Annotated in this window: 15 protein-coding genes; all 15 read left to right on the top strand. The window is 32.6% G+C overall.

The window, feature by feature from the left end:
- Positions 1-25 precede the first annotated feature (25 nt).
- The 15 genes from HMPREF2561_RS08005 (at position 26) to pyrE (ending at position 18,446) form a co-directional block, all read left to right on the top strand.
- Complete coding sequence (locus HMPREF2561_RS08005) at positions 26-706, top strand: DivIVA domain-containing protein (RefSeq protein WP_037540982.1); 681 nt, start codon at positions 26-28, stop codon at positions 704-706.
- A 219-nt stretch (positions 707-925) separates the two neighbouring features.
- Positions 926-3,676 carry an isoleucine--tRNA ligase gene (ileS, locus tag HMPREF2561_RS08010; protein ID WP_048762364.1) on the top strand — a complete coding sequence of 917 codons (2,751 nt, stop codon included), beginning with the start codon at positions 926-928 and terminating at the stop codon, positions 3,674-3,676.
- 196 nt (positions 3,677-3,872) lie between these two features.
- A complete protein-coding gene (locus tag HMPREF2561_RS08015; protein ID WP_048762472.1) occupies positions 3,873-5,282 on the top strand; it encodes an NAD(P)H-binding protein in 1,410 nt (469 codons plus the stop codon).
- 192 nt (positions 5,283-5,474) lie between these two features.
- Positions 5,475-6,269 carry a VOC family protein gene (locus HMPREF2561_RS08020; RefSeq protein ID WP_070468658.1) on the top strand — a complete coding sequence of 265 codons (795 nt, stop codon included), beginning with the start codon at positions 5,475-5,477 and terminating at the stop codon, positions 6,267-6,269.
- A 4-nt stretch (positions 6,270-6,273) separates the two neighbouring features.
- Positions 6,274-6,750 (top strand): CHAP domain-containing protein, encoded by a 477-nt coding sequence (locus HMPREF2561_RS08025; protein ID WP_025987213.1) that lies wholly within the window; start codon positions 6,274-6,276, stop codon positions 6,748-6,750.
- A gap of 84 nt (positions 6,751-6,834) precedes the next feature.
- On the top strand, positions 6,835-7,311 hold the full coding sequence (lspA, locus tag HMPREF2561_RS08030) for a signal peptidase II (RefSeq protein ID WP_048762366.1): 477 nt from the start codon (positions 6,835-6,837) through the stop codon (positions 7,309-7,311).
- Between the two features lie 11 nt (positions 7,312-7,322).
- Positions 7,323-8,240, top strand: coding sequence for an RluA family pseudouridine synthase (locus HMPREF2561_RS08035; protein ID WP_017174554.1), 918 nt, complete (start codon positions 7,323-7,325; stop codon positions 8,238-8,240).
- A 267-nt stretch (positions 8,241-8,507) separates the two neighbouring features.
- Positions 8,508-9,035: a bifunctional pyr operon transcriptional regulator/uracil phosphoribosyltransferase PyrR gene (gene pyrR, locus HMPREF2561_RS08040; protein ID WP_017174555.1), complete on the top strand. Its 528-nt coding sequence runs from the start codon at positions 8,508-8,510 to the stop codon at positions 9,033-9,035.
- Positions 9,036-9,259: 224 nt separating this feature from the next.
- Complete coding sequence (locus tag HMPREF2561_RS08045; RefSeq protein WP_048680024.1) at positions 9,260-10,573, top strand: uracil-xanthine permease family protein; 1,314 nt, start codon at positions 9,260-9,262, stop codon at positions 10,571-10,573.
- A 25-nt stretch (positions 10,574-10,598) separates the two neighbouring features.
- The gene (locus HMPREF2561_RS08050; protein WP_017174557.1) at positions 10,599-11,492 is read left to right on the top strand and encodes an aspartate carbamoyltransferase catalytic subunit; all 894 of its coding nucleotides are present in this window, start codon (positions 10,599-10,601) and stop codon (positions 11,490-11,492) included.
- Positions 11,493-11,494: 2 nt separating this feature from the next.
- Positions 11,495-12,769 carry a dihydroorotase gene (locus tag HMPREF2561_RS08055; RefSeq protein WP_017174558.1) on the top strand — a complete coding sequence of 425 codons (1,275 nt, stop codon included), beginning with the start codon at positions 11,495-11,497 and terminating at the stop codon, positions 12,767-12,769.
- Position 12,770: 1 nt separating this feature from the next.
- Positions 12,771-13,877: a carbamoyl phosphate synthase small subunit gene (locus HMPREF2561_RS08060; protein WP_017174559.1), complete on the top strand. Its 1,107-nt coding sequence runs from the start codon at positions 12,771-12,773 to the stop codon at positions 13,875-13,877.
- Positions 13,870-17,043, top strand: coding sequence for a carbamoyl-phosphate synthase large subunit (carB, locus tag HMPREF2561_RS08065; protein ID WP_048762369.1), 3,174 nt, complete (start codon positions 13,870-13,872; stop codon positions 17,041-17,043). The genes HMPREF2561_RS08060 and carB overlap by 8 nt, the downstream gene beginning before the upstream one ends.
- Positions 17,044-17,143: 100 nt before the next feature.
- Positions 17,144-17,836: an orotidine-5'-phosphate decarboxylase gene (pyrF, locus tag HMPREF2561_RS08070; RefSeq protein ID WP_017174561.1), complete on the top strand. Its 693-nt coding sequence runs from the start codon at positions 17,144-17,146 to the stop codon at positions 17,834-17,836.
- Between the two features lies 1 nt (position 17,837).
- Entirely contained in the window at positions 17,838-18,446 is a 609-nt protein-coding gene (gene pyrE / locus HMPREF2561_RS08075; RefSeq protein ID WP_017174562.1) for an orotate phosphoribosyltransferase, read from the top strand.
- Positions 18,447-18,452: the final 6 nt, after the last annotated feature.

An 18,452-nucleotide genomic window follows, 5' to 3' on the forward strand; every position in this document is an offset into this window, starting at 1 on the left:
TGGTTTGTTTTAAGGAGGATAACAGATGGCTTTTACACCTAATGAAATAAGAAATAAGGAATTTACAAGAGTGAAAAATGGTTTGGAGCCTGCTGAAGTTAGCGACTTTTTAACTCAATTAAGTAATGAGATTGAAAGACTTAAAGAAGAAAAAAAACAACTTGAAAAAGTGCTTGAAGAGAGAGATACTAATATTAAATCTTATCAAGATGTTCATCAATCAGTAAGTGATGCGCTTATTCAAGCTCAACAAGCTGGAGAACAAACAAAAATTGCTGCCACAAAAGAATCAGAAGCAATTATCTCTAAAGCAAAAGCGCAAGCTGATGTGATTGTAAATGATGCTATTGAAAAAGCACGTCATTTATCTTTCCAAACTGAAGATATGAAACGTCAATCTAAAATATTTAGATCAAGATTTCGTATGCTTGTAGAAGCACAGCTGGATTTATTGAAAAATGATGATTGGGATTACTTATTAAATTATGATTTTGATGCAGAACAAGTGACACAAGAAAACATACAGCATTTAAATCCACAAGATGTAAATCCAAATGCGAATAGTGAAACTCCAACGAGTGAAACAACTGAGACATTATCAAATGAGGAAAATCAGTCAATCAATTCTAATGAAACAACTAATACAAATAAGTCTACTTCTGAAAATAAGGATGTTTCAAGTAGCGAATCATCATCAAATAAATAGTTAATAAAATGTCAGACACGTAAAAAATAATAAACTTTTCACAGCGAGTTAGGACACGGTGGAAGCCTAATATAAGTCTATTTTTTATATCACTGGCAAATTAAAATTTTATAATATTAAGAAGAGAACTCTAAGTTGAGTTAAGAAGGGTGGTACCGCGGATTTCCCGTCCCTATTAATTGAACTTAGAGTTCTTTTTATATTTAAGGAGTGGAAAATATGAATTACAAAGAAACTTTATTAATGCCAAAAACTGACTTTCCAATGCGAGGAGGTTTACCTAATAAAGAGCCAAAAATTCAAGAGCAATGGGAAGCAAATAATCATTATCAAAAAGCTTTAGAGAAAAATGAAGGAAATCAATCATTTATTTTGCATGATGGCCCACCTTATGCAAATGGTAATCTTCACATGGGACATGCATTAAATAAAATTATTAAAGATATTATTGTACGTTATAAAACGATGCAAGGATTTTACTCACCTTACGTTCCAGGATGGGACACACATGGTTTACCAATTGAACAAGCATTGACTAAAAAAGGCGTTGATCGCAAAAAAATGTCAATTGCTGAGTTTAGAGAAAAATGTAAAGAATTTGCTTTAGAACAAGTTGAACTTCAAAAACAAGATTTTAAACGTTTAGGTGTACGTGGGGACTTTAATAATCCATATATTACTCTTAAACCTGAATATGAAGCAGCTCAAATTCGTTTGTTTGGCGAAATGGCTGATAAAGGTTTAATTTATAAAGGTAAAAAACCAGTATATTGGTCACCATCAAGTGAATCTTCACTTGCTGAAGCTGAAATTGAATATCATGATAAACGTTCAGCATCTATTTATGTAGCCTTTGATGTTAAAGATTCAAAAGGTACTATCGATGAGGATGCTCAATTTATTATCTGGACAACTACACCTTGGACATTACCTTCTAACGTAGCAATTACAGTTCATCCAGACTTGAAATATGGTCAATATAATGTAAATGGTAAGAAATACGTGATTGCTGAAGCTTTAGCTGAAAGTGTTTCTGAAGCATTAGGTTGGGATAAAGATACTATTCAATTGGAAAAAGAATTTACAGGGAAAGAGTTAGAGTATGTTGAAACACAACATCCTTTCATAGATCGAGTGTCATTAGTCATTAATGGTGGTCATGTAACAACTGATGCTGGTACTGGTTGTGTACATACTGCCCCTGGACACGGGGAAGATGACTATGTTGTAGGTCAAAAATACGATTTACCTGTCATTAGTCCTTTGGATGATAAAGGTGTCTTCACAGAAGAAGGCGGACAATTTGAAGGTATGTTCTATGATAAAGCAAATAAAGCTGTAACAGACCTTTTAACTGATAAAGGTGCCTTATTAAAATTAGACTTTATTACGCATAGTTATCCGCATGATTGGCGTACTAAAAAACCAGTTATTTTCCGTGCAACACCTCAATGGTTTGCTTCAATTAATAAAGTGAGACAAGATATCTTAGATGCGATTGAAGAGACTGATTTTAAAGTAGATTGGGGTAAAACACGTATTTATAATATGATTCGTGACCGTGGTGAATGGGTGATTTCTCGTCAACGTGTATGGGGTGTACCATTGCCTGTATTTTACGCTGAAAATGGCGATATTATTATGACAAAAGAAACAGTCAATCATGTAGCTGATTTATTTGAAGAATATGGCTCAAATGTTTGGTTTGAAAGAGAAGCTAAAGATTTATTACCTGAAGGATTCACACATCCTGGAAGTCCTAATGGAGAATTTACTAAAGAAACAGATATTATGGATGTTTGGTTTGACTCTGGTTCATCTCATAGAGGCGTGTTAGAAACTCGTCCAGAATTGCATTTCCCAGCCGATTTATATTTTGAAGGTAGTGACCAATATCGTGGTTGGTTTAACTCTTCAATTACTACAGCAGTTGCGACTAGAGGACAAGCGCCTTATAAATTCTTATTGTCACATGGTTTCGTAATGGATGGCGAAGGTAAAAAAATGAGTAAATCTTTAGGTAACGTTATCGTGCCTAATCAAGTAGTAAAACAAAAAGGTGCAGATATTGCACGATTATGGGTAAGTAGTACAGACTATTTAGCAGATGTACGTATTTCAGATGAAATTTTAAAACAAACGTCTGATGTTTATAGAAAAATCAGAAATACTTTAAGATTTATGTTAGGTAATATTAACGACTTTAATCCTGAAACAGACAGTGTACCTGAACATGAATTATTAGAAGTAGATCGCTACTTATTGAATCGCTTACGTGAATTCACTGCTAGTACTATTAATCACTATGATAACTTTGATTACTTAAATATTTATCAAGAAGTTCAAAACTTTATCAATGTTGAATTAAGTAACTTCTATTTAGATTATGGTAAAGATATTCTGTATATTGAACAAAAAGACGCACATAAACGTCGTAGCATGCAAACAGTGTTGTATCAAATTTTAGTAGATATGACTAAATTACTTGCTCCTATTTTAGTACACACTGCCGAAGAAGTATGGTCTCATACACCACATGTTAAAGAAGAAAGTGTTCACTTAGCAGATATGCCAAAAGTTGTGGACGTTGATCAAGAGTTATTAGATAAATGGAATCAATTTATGTCATTACGTGATGATGTAAACCGTGCATTAGAAGCAGCACGTAATGAAAAAGTTATCGGTAAATCTCTTGAAGCTAAAGTAGTGATTGGAAACAATGATCACTTTAAAGCTGCAGAATTTTTACAACAATTTAATGACTTACAACAATTATTTATCGTCTCTCAAGTTGAAGTGACTGAAAAAGTAGACAATGGAAATGAATACCAACATGGTGACATTCGTATTGACCATGCTTCAGGTGAAAAATGTGAAAGATGTTGGAATTATAGTGAAACATTAGGATCTGTTGGTGAACTTGATCATTTATGTCCACGTTGTCAAGAAGTCGTAAAAACTTTAGTTTAATTCAATAGAGATAGAACGCTTGTAACCTAATTAAGGGTTACGAGCGTTTTTTTATAAAGTATATAAATATTAAATAATAATAATTTGAAAATATATCTGAATAGAGTTTCAAGTTTAGATAAAAACGGATGAGGTTATATCAAATAATAAGTGATAGAATGTTTCTCGTAAGTAATATAGGAAGAGAGATAAAATGATGGGTAAAATTTTACTAACAGAGGCTTCTGGATATATTGGTAGTCACTTAAAAGATAAATTAAAAGTTAATCATGAGATTATCGCAATATCAAGAAATGCTCAAAATAAAAAAAATGAAAAAAATGTAACTTGGAAATCAGCAGATTTATTTGATTTAGATGCTATAACTGAAGTAATGAAAGGTATAGATACTGCGATTTATCTTGGTCATTCAATGAAGACAAGTGCTAAACTTACACAGGCTAATTTTGAAGATATGGATGCACTACTAGCTGATAATGTTGGGCGCGTAGCGAAAAAACATGGGGTCAAACACATTATATTTATGAGTGGTATTATCACGAATGATAGTCATTTGTCACTTCACTTAAAAAGTCGGTTAGAATGTGAAAAAATATTAAGATATTATGGTGTCCCTGTAAGCACATTACGTGCTGGGTTAATTATAGATTCAAACGGTAGTTCATATCCTATTTTTAAAAGAATGATAGAGCGTTTGTCAGCAATGATTCTACCGAACTGGGCTTACAATATGATTGCGCCAGTATCTATGGATGATGTTATTGATAAATTAGCTATGTTAGTCGAACGTTCTCCTAAAGAAAATGAAGTATTTAATATTACAAGGCCTAAGGTAATGAATTATCAAGAATTATTTGAACGTATAGCGACTATTCTTGATAAACATTTGTTTATATTGCACTTACCAACCATCCTTATTCGGTTAAGTCGATATTGGATTAAAGAGAAAATGAATGGTAAAGAAAATGTGAAAAAAGCACTTAAAGAAAAACAAGATGAACAACAAATAATAACTACAAAACAATCTAAATCAAATCAAAATAAGAGAGATGAAGTTAAAGATGTTAGAGCAATGACGCGTTTTAGAATTCCGGAAAGTTATTCGATACAGGATGTAACAAGAGAATATGCAGAATTTATTAATAATATCACGCTCCATTTAGTAAATGGTACCATTAATGAGCATGAATTTAATATTCAATTACCATTAATAAGGAAATGTATTTTAAAAATGAAAAGAGATAATCATGATTCTATTAATGAAATGATTGTGTATAAAATTGTTGGTGGAGATTTAGCTATGGTTAAAGACAGTAGTAATGCACGATTTGAATTTAGACGTATATTAGATACCAACGAAGGTATTGCAGCGTTGCAAGGATATGAACCAACATTACCATGGGGAGTTTATAAGTTTACTCAAGCCATTGCACATAAGTTTGTGATGGGTGTATTCAAACAGTATATGAATCATTTAGCTAGTTATGAAAAAGATAAACAAGATTTCGTTAATAAAATTTTTACTAATCTTGCTATGACTACTGGTGTAATGTTTGGTGCATGTGTTGGTACAAGAATCTACAATAAAGTTTTAGCTAAAAAATAATGTACTTTATATATATTTAAAAGTTTTCGATGGAAACGCAATGAAGTTCTCTCTATCGAAAGCTTTTTTAGTCTAAATAGTTGAATATTACGCATTAAGACTGATAAAATTTTAAATATTTTATTATAGAATAATCATTAATCATAGCTTTTTTAAATTGAAAGAGAGATTTTAAAATTTAGGAGGTGTCCTATGTTTCATGATAATGATGCACATTTTATTAATGGTATCACTTTAAATGTAAGAGATTTACGTACTTTACAACCGTTCTATGAAGAATTATTAGGGTTTAAAAAAGTGGAAGAGACATTAACCGCTGTCAAATATCAAGTTGGAGACAGTCACCATTATATTACTTTAAGAGAGATAAAGTCTGGACGAAATCCTTTATCTCAAGAAGCTGGTTTATTTTATATAGGAATTCAATTATCCAATAAACAACATCTGGCAGATCTAATTGAAAAGTTAAATGATTATGAGTTACCAATTAATGGTGGAGAACAAAATGTATGTACATTTATTTTTGTCGAAGATCCAGAAGGTCATATGTTTAAATTTTATGTTGATAAAGCGATTTCTGATTGGAAACAAGAAAGTGAATGGATTAGACTCAATATTAAGCCGCTCGATGTTTCTTCATTATTACCATATGCATCCACCATCGGATGGCAAGGTTTACCTAATGATAGTAAAATTGGGAATATTAGTTTAAAAACCATTCGATTAAATGAAGTAAGAGAGTATTATTTAAACCATTTTGGACTAGTACCTTCTGCATATTTAGATGATGAATCGTTTTATTTAGCTTCTGAACAATATTATTGTCATCTTTCAATGAATCAATGGAATTCAAAAATAAAGCGAATAGATAATGAACATACTTATGGTTTATCTATCGTTGACTTTCATTATCCAGAAACACATCATATCAATATAAAAGGTCTAGATGGTATCCAGTTTAGATTTAATTTTATAGAGGTAGAGTGATGAAATGAAAAAATGGATTTTTTTAATGGTGTTTGTGTGCATGATATTTACGGCCGGTGCAGTTTTTGATGGTCTAGACAATCAAGATATGACTGAACCTACAATTCATTTTTGGGAAAAAAATCCTATGAAATATAACACATACGCTAAAGGTCAATGTACTTACTATGTATTTGATCGAGTAAAAGAAGACCATCATTTAATAAGTAACCAATGGGGTGACGCTAAACATTGGGCAAATAAGGCTAAGAAACAAGGGTATACAGTCAATGAAAATCCAACTAAGGGTTCTATTTTACATTATCCAAAAGGAAAACATGGACATGTTGCTTATGTAGAACAAGTCAATAATGATGGCTCTTTAATAGTCTCTGATATGAATTTCAGAAAACCTTACGAAATTACAACACGTTTTGTAGATGTTGATCAAGTCGATCAATTTAATTATATTCATCCTAAAAGTAACACAAATATGACATAGAAGATTGTAGCTTTTTTTATACTAAGTAGTAGGCTATAATGTAGAGTGTTGTCAAAGAGTTGAGGGCTGAATGGAGGCACATGAATGAAAAAGAAATATTATATTGGTTTATCTTTAATAGTAGCCATCGTGATTTTAATTATAGACCAATTAACTAAAAAAATAATTACAGCAATCATGAACATTGGTGATTCTTATGAAGTGATTCCTCATTTTTTAAATATTACATCACATAGAAATAATGGTGCAGCATGGGGGATTTTAAGTGGTAAAATGGGATTTTTCTATATTATTACTCTTATTATTTTAGCTGTACTTATTATATTTTATATTAAAGAAACTAAATATAATGCGTTTATGCAAGTTGCAATTAGCTTATTATTTGCTGGTGCATTAGGTAACTTTATCGATCGTTTATTCAATGGTGAAGTTGTTGATTTCATTGATACAAATATTTTTGGATATGATTTTCCAATTTTTAATATCGCAGATTCAAGCTTAACAATTGGTGTTATTTTTGTCATTATTGCATTGGTTAAGGATGCAACTAAAAAAGAATAGGAGGGCACGTAGTGGAAACGTATGAATATAAAATAGAAGATGAAGCACTCGTAGGTCAGCGTATTGATAAATTATTATCTGATTTCAATAGTGAGTGGTCTAGAAGTCAACTTCAAGATTGGATTAAAAATGATTTAGTCACTGTTAATGGTAAAATAATCAAATCAAATTATAAAGTTAAATTAAATGATGAGATTCAAGTGACTGAAAAAGAAGTGGTTGAAGCCGATATTTTACCGGAGAACCTCAATTTAGATATTTATTATGAAGATGAAGATGTAGCCATTGTTTATAAACCTAAAGGCATGGTTGTACACCCTTCACCAGGTCATTATACAGGTACATTAGTTAATGGGTTAATGTATCAAATTAAAGATTTATCAGGTATCAATGGAGAGATACGTCCTGGTATTGTTCATCGTATTGATAAAGATACGTCTGGTTTACTTATGGTAGCTAAAAATGATATAGCACATCGTGGTCTAGTAGAACAACTTATGGATAAAACAGTAAAGCGTAAGTATACAGCTTTAGTACATGGTAATATCCCTCATGATTATGGAACAATTGATGCTCCAATAGGCAGAAACAAAAAAGACCGTCAATCTATGGATGTTGTTGATGATGGAAAAGAAGCAGTGACTCATTTTAATGTAATAGAACATTTCAATGACTATACATTAATTGAATGTCAATTAGAAACAGGTCGTACTCATCAAATTCGTGTTCATATGAAATATATTGGGTTCCCACTTGTTGGAGATCCTAAATATGGTCCTAGAAAAACATTAGATATTGGTGGACAAGCTTTACATGCTGGAGTTATTGGTTTTGAACATCCTGTCACTCATGAATATATTGAACGTCATGCTGAGTTACCTCAAGAGTTTCAATCGCTATTAGAAGATATTCGATTAAGAGAATCATAAAATTAGAGAACAAAGTCGTAAATTAAAAGAAAGCATATTGACTTATGAACTAAAAAGATTTAAGCTAATAACAGTTAAAATTAAACAAAACAGTGTCTTTTAAAAAGAGTCCAGAGAGGCTCAAAAGACAGGGTGACTAATGATATAAATATGATTAACTTTAATTGTTCGATTGTTATCAGACGAATCATATAAAATATTTTTATATACATTAAACCTCATGTCTTTGTAAAAGGCATGAGGTTTTTTCTTTTAAGAGGTGTAATCATGTCAGAACGTATTATTATGGACGAAGCAGCTATACAACGTACTGTTACACGTATAGCACATGAAATTCTAGAATATAATAAAGGAACTGAACAACTTGTTCTTTTAGGTATTAAAACAAGAGGCGAATTTTTAGCACGTCGTATTCAAGAAAAAATTAAACAAATTGAACATCATGTAGTTCCAACAGGTACGATTGACATTACTCATTTTAGAGATGATATTGAAAACTCGAAAAAGCCTATCACTAAAGATGCCATTGAAATTGATCAAGATGTTACAGATAAGATAGTGATCATTATTGATGATGTACTTTATACTGGACGAACAGTTAGAGCATCTTTAGATGCAATTTTATTACATTCTCGACCTATAAAAATTGGCCTCGCTGCCCTTGTGGATCGTGGCCATCGTGAACTGCCAATTAGAGCAGACTTTGTTGGAAAGAATATACCTACTGCAAAAGATGAAGCAGTATCTGTTTATCTTGAAGAAATAGATGATAGAAATGCAGTAGTAATTGAATAACTAACCTTTTAAACCAGTACGAGAGACTGAAAAAGGTAAAGTATTTAATGGTGAGCGTGTAATGTATTTATTAATTGGATAGATGATATGTCTCACTTAAATTAAATACTTTTCCTATGTCATGTTATAAAAAACTTAAAGAAGCTTTTTATAATATTTCATTAATTTATTTTAGTCTCTTTACCATAGTGTAAAGAGACTTTTTTAGAAAGGAAGAACATTTCATGGAAAATGAGCAAATGTTTAAACGTACTGTCAAACCAGTACTAGATGTAAAAGATAAACCAAAACCAGCACAATGGGCGTTTTTAAGCTTACAACATCTATTTGCAATGTTTGGTTCAACTGTCCTTGTTCCATTTTTAACAGGGTTACCTATTTCTGCAGCATTATTAGCATCTGGGATAGGAACATTACTATATATATTAATTACTAAAGCAAAGATACCTGCCTATTTAGGTTCAAGCTTTGCATTTATTACTCCAATTATTACGGGGTTAAGTACACACAGTTTAGGAGATATGCTTGTCGCATTATTCGCTAGTGGCGTAATGTATATCGTTATTGGTATCTTCATAAAATTAAGTGGTACCGGTTGGTTGATGCATCTTTTACCACCAGTTGTTGTTGGTCCAGTTATTATGGTCATTGGTTTAAGTCTCGCACCAACAGCAGTAAACATGGCAATGTATGAGAATTCAGGAGATATGAAGGGTTACAATTTAAGCTATTTATTAGTAGCATTAGTAACTTTACTAGTAACTATTATTGTTCAAGGATTCTTTAAAGGCTTCCTTTCTCTTATTCCTGTGTTAATAGGAATTATTGTAGGTTATATTGTGTCAATTTTTGTAGGCATTGTTAATTTCAAACCAATTGCTAAAGCCAGTTGGCTAGATTTTCCAGATATATATTTACCATTTAAAGATTATGTTCCATCGATACATATCGGACTTATTTTAGTCATGTTGCCTATAGTATTTGTAACAGTCAGTGAACATATTGGCCATCAAATGGTAATTAATAAAATTGTAGGACGTAATTTCTTTGAAAATCCAGGTTTACATCGTTCAATTATAGGTGATGGTGTTTCAACAATGTTCGCTAGTATTATTGGAGGACCGCCTAGTACAACTTATGGCGAAAATATTGGTGTACTCGCAATTACAAAAATATATAGTATCTATGTCATTGGTGGCGCAGCAGTGATTGCAATTATCTTATCATTTATAGGTAAGTTCTCAGCATTAATTTCATCAATTCCTACACCAGTTATGGGTGGTGTATCTATCTTATTATTCGGTATTATTGCAGCAAGTGGACTTAGAATGTTGGTAGAAAGTCGTGTTGATTTTGCTAGTAATCGTAATTTAGTTATTGCATCAGTAGTATTAGTAGTTGGTATTGGAAATTTACTTATCAATTTAAAAAGTCTTGGTGTGAACCTACAAATTGAAGGCATGGCTTTAGCAGCATTATCAGGAATCATATTAAATCTTATTTTGCCAAAAGAAAAAGAAGAATCAGACATTAAATAAAAGAGGATCTTTTAGGAGGCAGGTCATGAAAAATTTATTTTCAATGGAATATTTAACAAACGACGATATTTTTAATCTTATTCAAACAGCGAGTCGTTTTAAATCAGGAAAAGAAATTGTCCCTCAGTATGAAGGAAAATATGTATCTAACTTATTCTTTGAAAATTCAACACGTACAAAATGCAGTTTTGAAGTAGCTGAACTTAATCTTGGATTGAAACAAGTTAACTTTGAAACAAGCACTTCTTCAGTACAAAAAGGAGAATCACTTTATGACACTTGTAAAACGTTAGAGAGTATTGGCGTCAATTTATTAGTCATTAGACATCCTCAAAATGCATATTACGAAGAACTAGAAAATTTAAATATTCCGATTGCAAATGCTGGAGATGGTAGTGGTCAGCATCCTACTCAAAGCTTATTGGATATAATGACGATTTATGAAGAATACGAAACGTTTGAAGGATTAAATATTTTAATATGTGGAGATATTAAAAATTCTCGTGTAGCAAGAAGTAATTATACAAGTTTAACCTCACTTGGCGCTAAAGTAATGTTCTCAAGTCCTAATGAATGGGTAGATGAAACATTAGATGCTCCCTATGTAAATATTGATGATGTGATTGATAAAGTTGATATCATTATGCTTTTAAGAGTTCAACATGAAAGACATGGTATTACTGATGAAGCAAACTTTAAAGCTGATCATTATCATGAACAATATGGGTTAACTAAAGAAAGGTATCGTCGTTTAAAAGATGATGCGATAGTGATGCATCCTGCTCCAGTAAATCGTGGCGTAGAAATCGATAGTGAACTAGTTGAAGCACCTAAGTCAAGAATCTTTAAACAAATGGAAAATGGAATGTATTTAAGAATGGCTGTAATAGATAAACTTTTATCAAGAAAAGGAGAATAATTATGAAACTTATAAAAAATGCTAAAATTTTAGACAATGGTGAACTTAAATCAACGTCAATTTTAATTGATGGACAATATATCAAGGAAATGAATGAAAATATTAATATTGATGAAGGTACTGAAGTCATTGATGCAAATGGTCAGTTTGTAGCACCAGGACTAGTAGATGTGCATGTACATTTAAGAGAACCAGGTGGAGAACATAAAGAAACAATTGAAACTGGAACAAAAGCAGCTGCACGTGGCGGGTTTACAACAGTATGTCCTATGCCTAATACACGTCCTGTACCTGATACAGTAGAACACATGGATCAGTTGCAATCATTAATTAAAGAAAATGCACAAGTCCGTGTCTTGCCTTATGCATCAATTACAATTCGTCAAGCTGGTAAAGAGCATGTTGATTTTGAAGCACTTTCAAAAGAGGGTGCATTTGCATTTACAGATGATGGTGTAGGTGTTCAGGAGTCAGCAATGATGTATGAAGCGATGCAACAAGCTGCAAAATTAAATAAAGCAGTTGTTGCTCATTGTGAAGATAATAGCTTAATTTATGGTGGTGCAATGCATCAAGGTAAACGTAGTGAAGAATTAGGTATTCCTGGCATTCCAAACATTTGTGAATCTGTACAAATTGCACGAGACGTTTTATTAGCAGAAGCAGCAAATTGTCACTATCATGTGTGCCACGTTTCAACAAAAGAAAGTGTAAGAGCAATTCGTGATGCTAAAGCAGCAGGCATTCATGTTACTGCTGAAGTGACACCACATCATCTGTTATTAACTGAAGATGATGTTCCAGGTGATAATGCCATTTTTAAAATGAATCCACCATTAAGAAGTAAAGAAGATAGAGATGCATTATTAGAAGGATTACTAGATGGTACCATTGATTGTATTGCTACAGATCACGCGCCTCATGCCAAAGAAGAAAAAGCTCAGCCAATGACAAAAGCACCATTTGGTATTGTAGGAAGTGAAACAGCCTTCCCATTATTATATACTCATTTTGTTAAAAATGGAGACTGGTCATTACAACAACTTGTTGATTACTTAACAATTAAACCAGCACAAATATTTGATTTACCTTATGGAAAATTAGAAGAAGGCAGCTATGCAGACTTAACAATCATCAATTTAGATGAAGAAAGAGAAATTCGTGGTGAAGACTTCTTATCTAAAGCAGATAATACACCATTTATAGGATATAAAGTATATGGTAACCCTGTTTTAACAATGGTTGAGGGTGAAGTTAAATTTAAGGAGGACAAGTAAAATGTTTGAACGTAGATATCTCGTATTTGAAGATGGTTCATATTATGAAGGATATAAATTAGGGTCAGATCAATTATCAATCGGTGAAATTGTATTTAATACAGCGATGACTGGATATCAAGAAACGATTTCTGATCCATCATATACTGGTCAAATTGTTACATTTACTTATCCTTTAATTGGAAATTATGGTATTAATAGAGACGATTTTGAATCACTTACACCTACATTAAATGGGGTAGTGGTTAAGGAAGCAAGTACGCATCCAAGTAATTTTAGAAAACAAAAAACATTACATGAAGTGCTTGTTCAATATCAAATTCCTGGTATTTCAGGGGTAGATACACGCAGTATTACTAGAAAAATTAGAAAATATGGTGTATTAAAAGCAGGATTTACTGACAATAAAGAGGAAATTGAATCACTTGCAGCTAACTTAAAAACTGCAGAATTACCTCGTGATGAGGTAACTACTGTGTCAACAAAAACACCGTATGTATCAACAGGCTCAGATTTAAGCGTCGTGTTATTAGACTTTGGTAAAAAGCAAAATATTGTTAGAGAGCTTAATTCAAGAGGATGTAATGTTACTGTAGTACCTTATGATACTTCAGCAGAGGAAATATTAGCAATGTCACCAGATGGTGTCATGCTTTCAAATGGACCTGGAGATCCAGAAGAAGTTAATGTTGCCTTAGATATGATTAAAGGTGTTTTAGGAAATATACCATTCTTTGGCATTTGTCTTGGTCATCAGTTATTTGCATTATCTCAAGGTGCCAAAGCATTTAAGATGAAGTTCGGACATCGTGGTGCGAATCATCCTGTAAAAGATTTACGCACAGGTAAAGTCGATATCACAAGTCAAAATCACGGTTATGCTATTGATAAAGACTCATTAGAAAATACAGATTTAGAAGTGACACATATTGCTTTAAATGATGGTACGGTTGAAGGATTAAGACATAAAACATTACCAGCCTTTTCAGTGCAATATCATCCAGAGGCAAGACCAGGCCCAAGTGACTCAAATTACTTATTTGATGAGTTCTTAGACATGATGAGAGATTTTAAAGATAATAAAAAGGAGAGTAAAACGAATGCCTAAACGTGACGATATTAAAACGATTTTAGTAATTGGTTCAGGTCCTATTATTATTGGACAAGCTGCAGAATTTGACTATGCTGGAACACAAGCGTGTCTTGCTTTAAAAGAAGAAGGATACCGTGTTATTTTAGTAAACTCAAATCCTGCAACTATTATGACTGATAAAGAAATTGCAGATAAAGTATATATTGAACCTTTAACTCATGACTTTATTGCACGTATCATTCGTAAAGAACAACCTGATGCATTATTACCTACATTAGGTGGACAAACAGGTTTAAATATGGCAATACAATTACATGATAGCGGTGTATTAAAAGCAAATAATGTAGAGTTATTAGGTACAAAATTAGAATCTATACAACAAGCAGAAGATAGAGAATTATTCCGATCATTGATGAATGAATTAGATGTTCCGGTACCTGAAAGTGATATAGTAAATACTGTAGAACAAGCATTTGCATTCAAAGAACAAGTAGGATATCCATTAATTGTACGTCCTGCCTTTACAATGGGGGGTACTGGTGGTGGTATCTGTCATAATGATGAAGAATTAAAAGAAGTTGTAAGTAATGGATTACATTATAGTCCAGCGACTCAATGTTTAATTGAAAAATCAATAGCAGGATATAAAGAAATTGAATATGAAGTGATGCGTGATAAAAATGACAATGCCATTGTAGTATGTAATATGGAAAATATTGACCCAGTAGGTATCCATACTGGAGATTCAGTTGTTGTAGCTCCTAGTCAGACACTATCAGATGTTGAATACCAAATGTTACGTGATGTATCGCTTAAAGTGATTCGTGCTTTAGGTATTGAAGGTGGTTGTAATGTACAGCTGGCTTTAGATCCATATTCATTAAATTATTACATTATTGAAGTTAATCCACGTGTGTCTCGTTCATCTGCACTAGCATCAAAAGCAACAGGCTATCCAATTGCTAAATTAGCGGCTAAAATTGCGGTTGGTTTAACATTAGATGAGATGCTAAATCCTATAACTGGAACATCTTATGCTGCGTTTGAACCAACACTTGATTATGTCATTTCAAAAATTCCACGTTTCCCATTTGATAAATTCGAAAAAGGTGAACGTGAATTAGGAACACAAATGAAGGCTACTGGTGAAGTGATGGCTATTGGTCGTACATATGAAGAATCATTATTAAAAGCGATTCGTTCATTAGAATATGGTGTCCATCATCTTGGTTTACCAAACGGTGAAAGTTATGACTTAGACTACATTAAAGAACGTATTAGTCATCAAGATGATGAGCGTTTATTCTTTATTGGTGAAGCGATTCGACGTGGCACATCATTACAAGAAATTCATGAAATGACTAAAATTGATTATTTCTTCTTAAATAAATTCCTTAATATTATTCATATTGAACATGAACTTAAAGCGCATCCAGGAGACTTAGAATATCTTAAATATGCAAAAGATTATGGTTTCAGTGATAAAGTGATTGCTCATCGCTTTGATATGACTGAAGAAGAAGTATATCAATTACGTCAAGATAATGATATTAAACCTGTGTATAAAATGGTAGACACGTGTGCAGCAGAATTTGAATCATCTACACCATACTATTACGGAACATATGAAACAGAAAATGAATCTATAGTTACAGATAAAGAGAAAATTTTAGTATTAGGTTCTGGACCAATACGTATCGGACAAGGTGTAGAGTTTGATTATGCGACAGTGCATGCAGTTTGGGCAATTCAAAATGCCGGATATGAAGCAATCATTGTTAATAATAATCCAGAGACAGTATCAACAGACTTTTCAATTTCAGATAAATTATATTTTGAACCGCTAACTGAAGAAGATGTAATGAATATCATTAATTTAGAGCAACCTAAAGGTGTAGTAGTTCAATTTGGTGGTCAAACAGCAATCAATTTAGCTGATAAATTAGCTAAACATGGTGTGAAAATCTTAGGAACATCATTAGAAGATTTAAATCGTGCAGAAGATAGAAAAGAATTTGAAGCACTTTTAAGAAAAATTGATGTGCCACAACCTAAAGGTAAAACAGCCACTTCTCCTAAAGAAGCATTAGAAAATGCACGCGAAATTGGTTATCCAGTAGTTGTACGACCTTCTTATGTATTAGGTGGTCGTGCCATGGAGATTGTAAATAGTGATGCAGAATTAGAAGACTATATGGAACAAGCTGTTAAAGCAAGTCCAGAACATCCAGTATTAGTGGATAGATATTTAACAGGTAAAGAAATAGAAGTCGATGCAATTTCTGATGGTGAAACAGTTATTATTCCTGGTATTATGGAGCACATTGAACGTGCAGGTGTTCATAGCGGTGATTCAATTGCAGTGTATCCACCACAAACATTGAGCGATAAAGAAATAAAAACTCTCGAAGATTATACAATTAAATTAGCTAAAGGATTAAACATTGTGGGTCTCATCAATATTCAATTCGTTATTGCACATGATGGTGTGTATGTATTAGAAGTTAATCCACGTGCAAGTCGTACAGTGCCTTTCTTAAGTAAAATTACTGATATTCAAATGGCACAACTTGCCATGCAAGCAATAATGGGTACAAAGCTTAAAGATTTAGGCTATCAACAAGGTATTCAACCATATTCAGAGGGTGTGTTTGTTAAAGCACCGGTATTTAGTTTTAATAAATTAAAAAATGTTGACGTGACACTTGGACCTGAAATGAAATCTACCGGTGAAGTGATGGGTAAAGATTTAACACTTGAAAAAGCTTTATATAAAGGTTTAACAGGTAGTGGTGTAGAAGTAAAAGATCATGGTACCGTATTAATGACAGTAAGTGATAAAGATAAAGAAGAAATCGTTGATATTGCGCACCGTTTAAATGAAGTAGGTTATAAAATCTTAGCTACACAAGGTACTGCACAAAAATTAGAAGCGCACAATATCCCTGTTGAAGTTGTTGGTAAAATCGGTGGAGAAGATGATTTATTAACACGTATTCAAAATGGGGATGTACAAATTGTTATTAACACAATGACAAAAGGTAAAGAAGTTGAAAGAGATGGCTTCCAAATTCGACGTACTACTGTAGAAAACGGAGTGCCATGTTTAACTTCATTAGATACTGCAAGTGCATTAACAAATGTCATTGAAAGTATGACATTTTCAATGAGAAATATGTAATGCCGTAATTATAAGCGACTTATGTGTTAACTTGCTTTATGTTTAAGCACAAGTCGCTTCTTTTTAAAATAAAAGTGAGTTATTTAAAGGAGTTTAATGAATGAGAGATTTACCAATTATAGCTTTAGATTTTGATTCTGAGGATCATGTTCTTGATTTTTTAGATCAATTTGATGAACCACTTTTTGTAAAAGTAGGAATGGAATTATATTATCAAACTGGACCAGCTTTAATTAAGAAAATAAAAGAACGTGGACATGATATATTTTTAGACCTTAAGTTACACGATATTCCTAATACAGTTCAAAAAGCTATGGAGGGTTTAGGTAAGTTAAATGTTGATTTAGTTAACGTGCATGCTGCTGGTGGAACTGAAATGATGAAACATGCTGTAAAAGGGTTACGTAAATATAATGAAACTACTAAAATAATAGCAGTGACTCAATTAACATCAACGACTGAAGAAATGCTTCATCAAGAACAAAATATCCAAACGTCTATTGAAGAAGCAGTGTTGAATTATGCAAAATTAGCGCAGGAGTCAGGATTAGATGGCGTAGTATGTTCACCATTAGAAGCTAAATTACTGACAAAGTCTCTAGGTTCTGACTTTTTAAAGGTGACGCCTGGTATCAGACCTAAAGGTGCAGCGGTGAATGATCAAAAACGTATTACAACTCCAGAAGACGCGAAACAATTAGGTTCAACTCACATTGTAGTGGGTCGTCCAATAACTCAAAGTGAGCATCCACAAGAGAGTTATACAAAAATAAAGGAAAGTTGGTTAAGTTAATATGTCAAAACACATAGCAAAATCATTATTAGATATTGAAGCAGTAAGTTTATCACCCAATGACTTATTCACATGGAGTTCAGGCATAAAATCACCTATTTATTGTGATAATCGTATTACATTAGGTTACCCTAAAGTACGTCAAGACATTCGTGATGGATTAAGTGAACTTATTACAGAACATTTTGATAATGTAGAGGTTATTTCAGGAACAGCAACTGCTGGTATTCCACATGCTGCTTATATTTCTGAAAAACTAAACTTACCAATGAACTATGTACGATCTAAAAGTAAAAGTCATGGTAAACAAAATCAAATTGAAGGCGCACAAAGTAAAAATAAAAAAGTCGTTGTCGTGGAAGATTTAATTTCAACAGGGGGATCGTCAATTACTGCAGTGGAAGCTTTAAGAGAAGCAGGGGCTGAAGTCGTAGGTGTAGTTGCAATCTTTACTTATGGTCTAGCTAAAGCAGACGACATGTTCAAACAAGCGAATCTACCATTCTATACGCTAAGTAATTATAATGAACTTATTGAAGTAGCTAAAGAAGAAGGCAAAATTTCAGAAAATGATATTCAAACATTAGTGGATTGGCGCGATAATCTCTAAGTTTCG

This window comes from Staphylococcus sp. HMSC069E10, assembly GCF_001809205.1.
In the GTDB taxonomy this organism is placed as follows: Bacteria; Bacillota; Bacilli; order Staphylococcales; family Staphylococcaceae; genus Staphylococcus; species Staphylococcus hominis.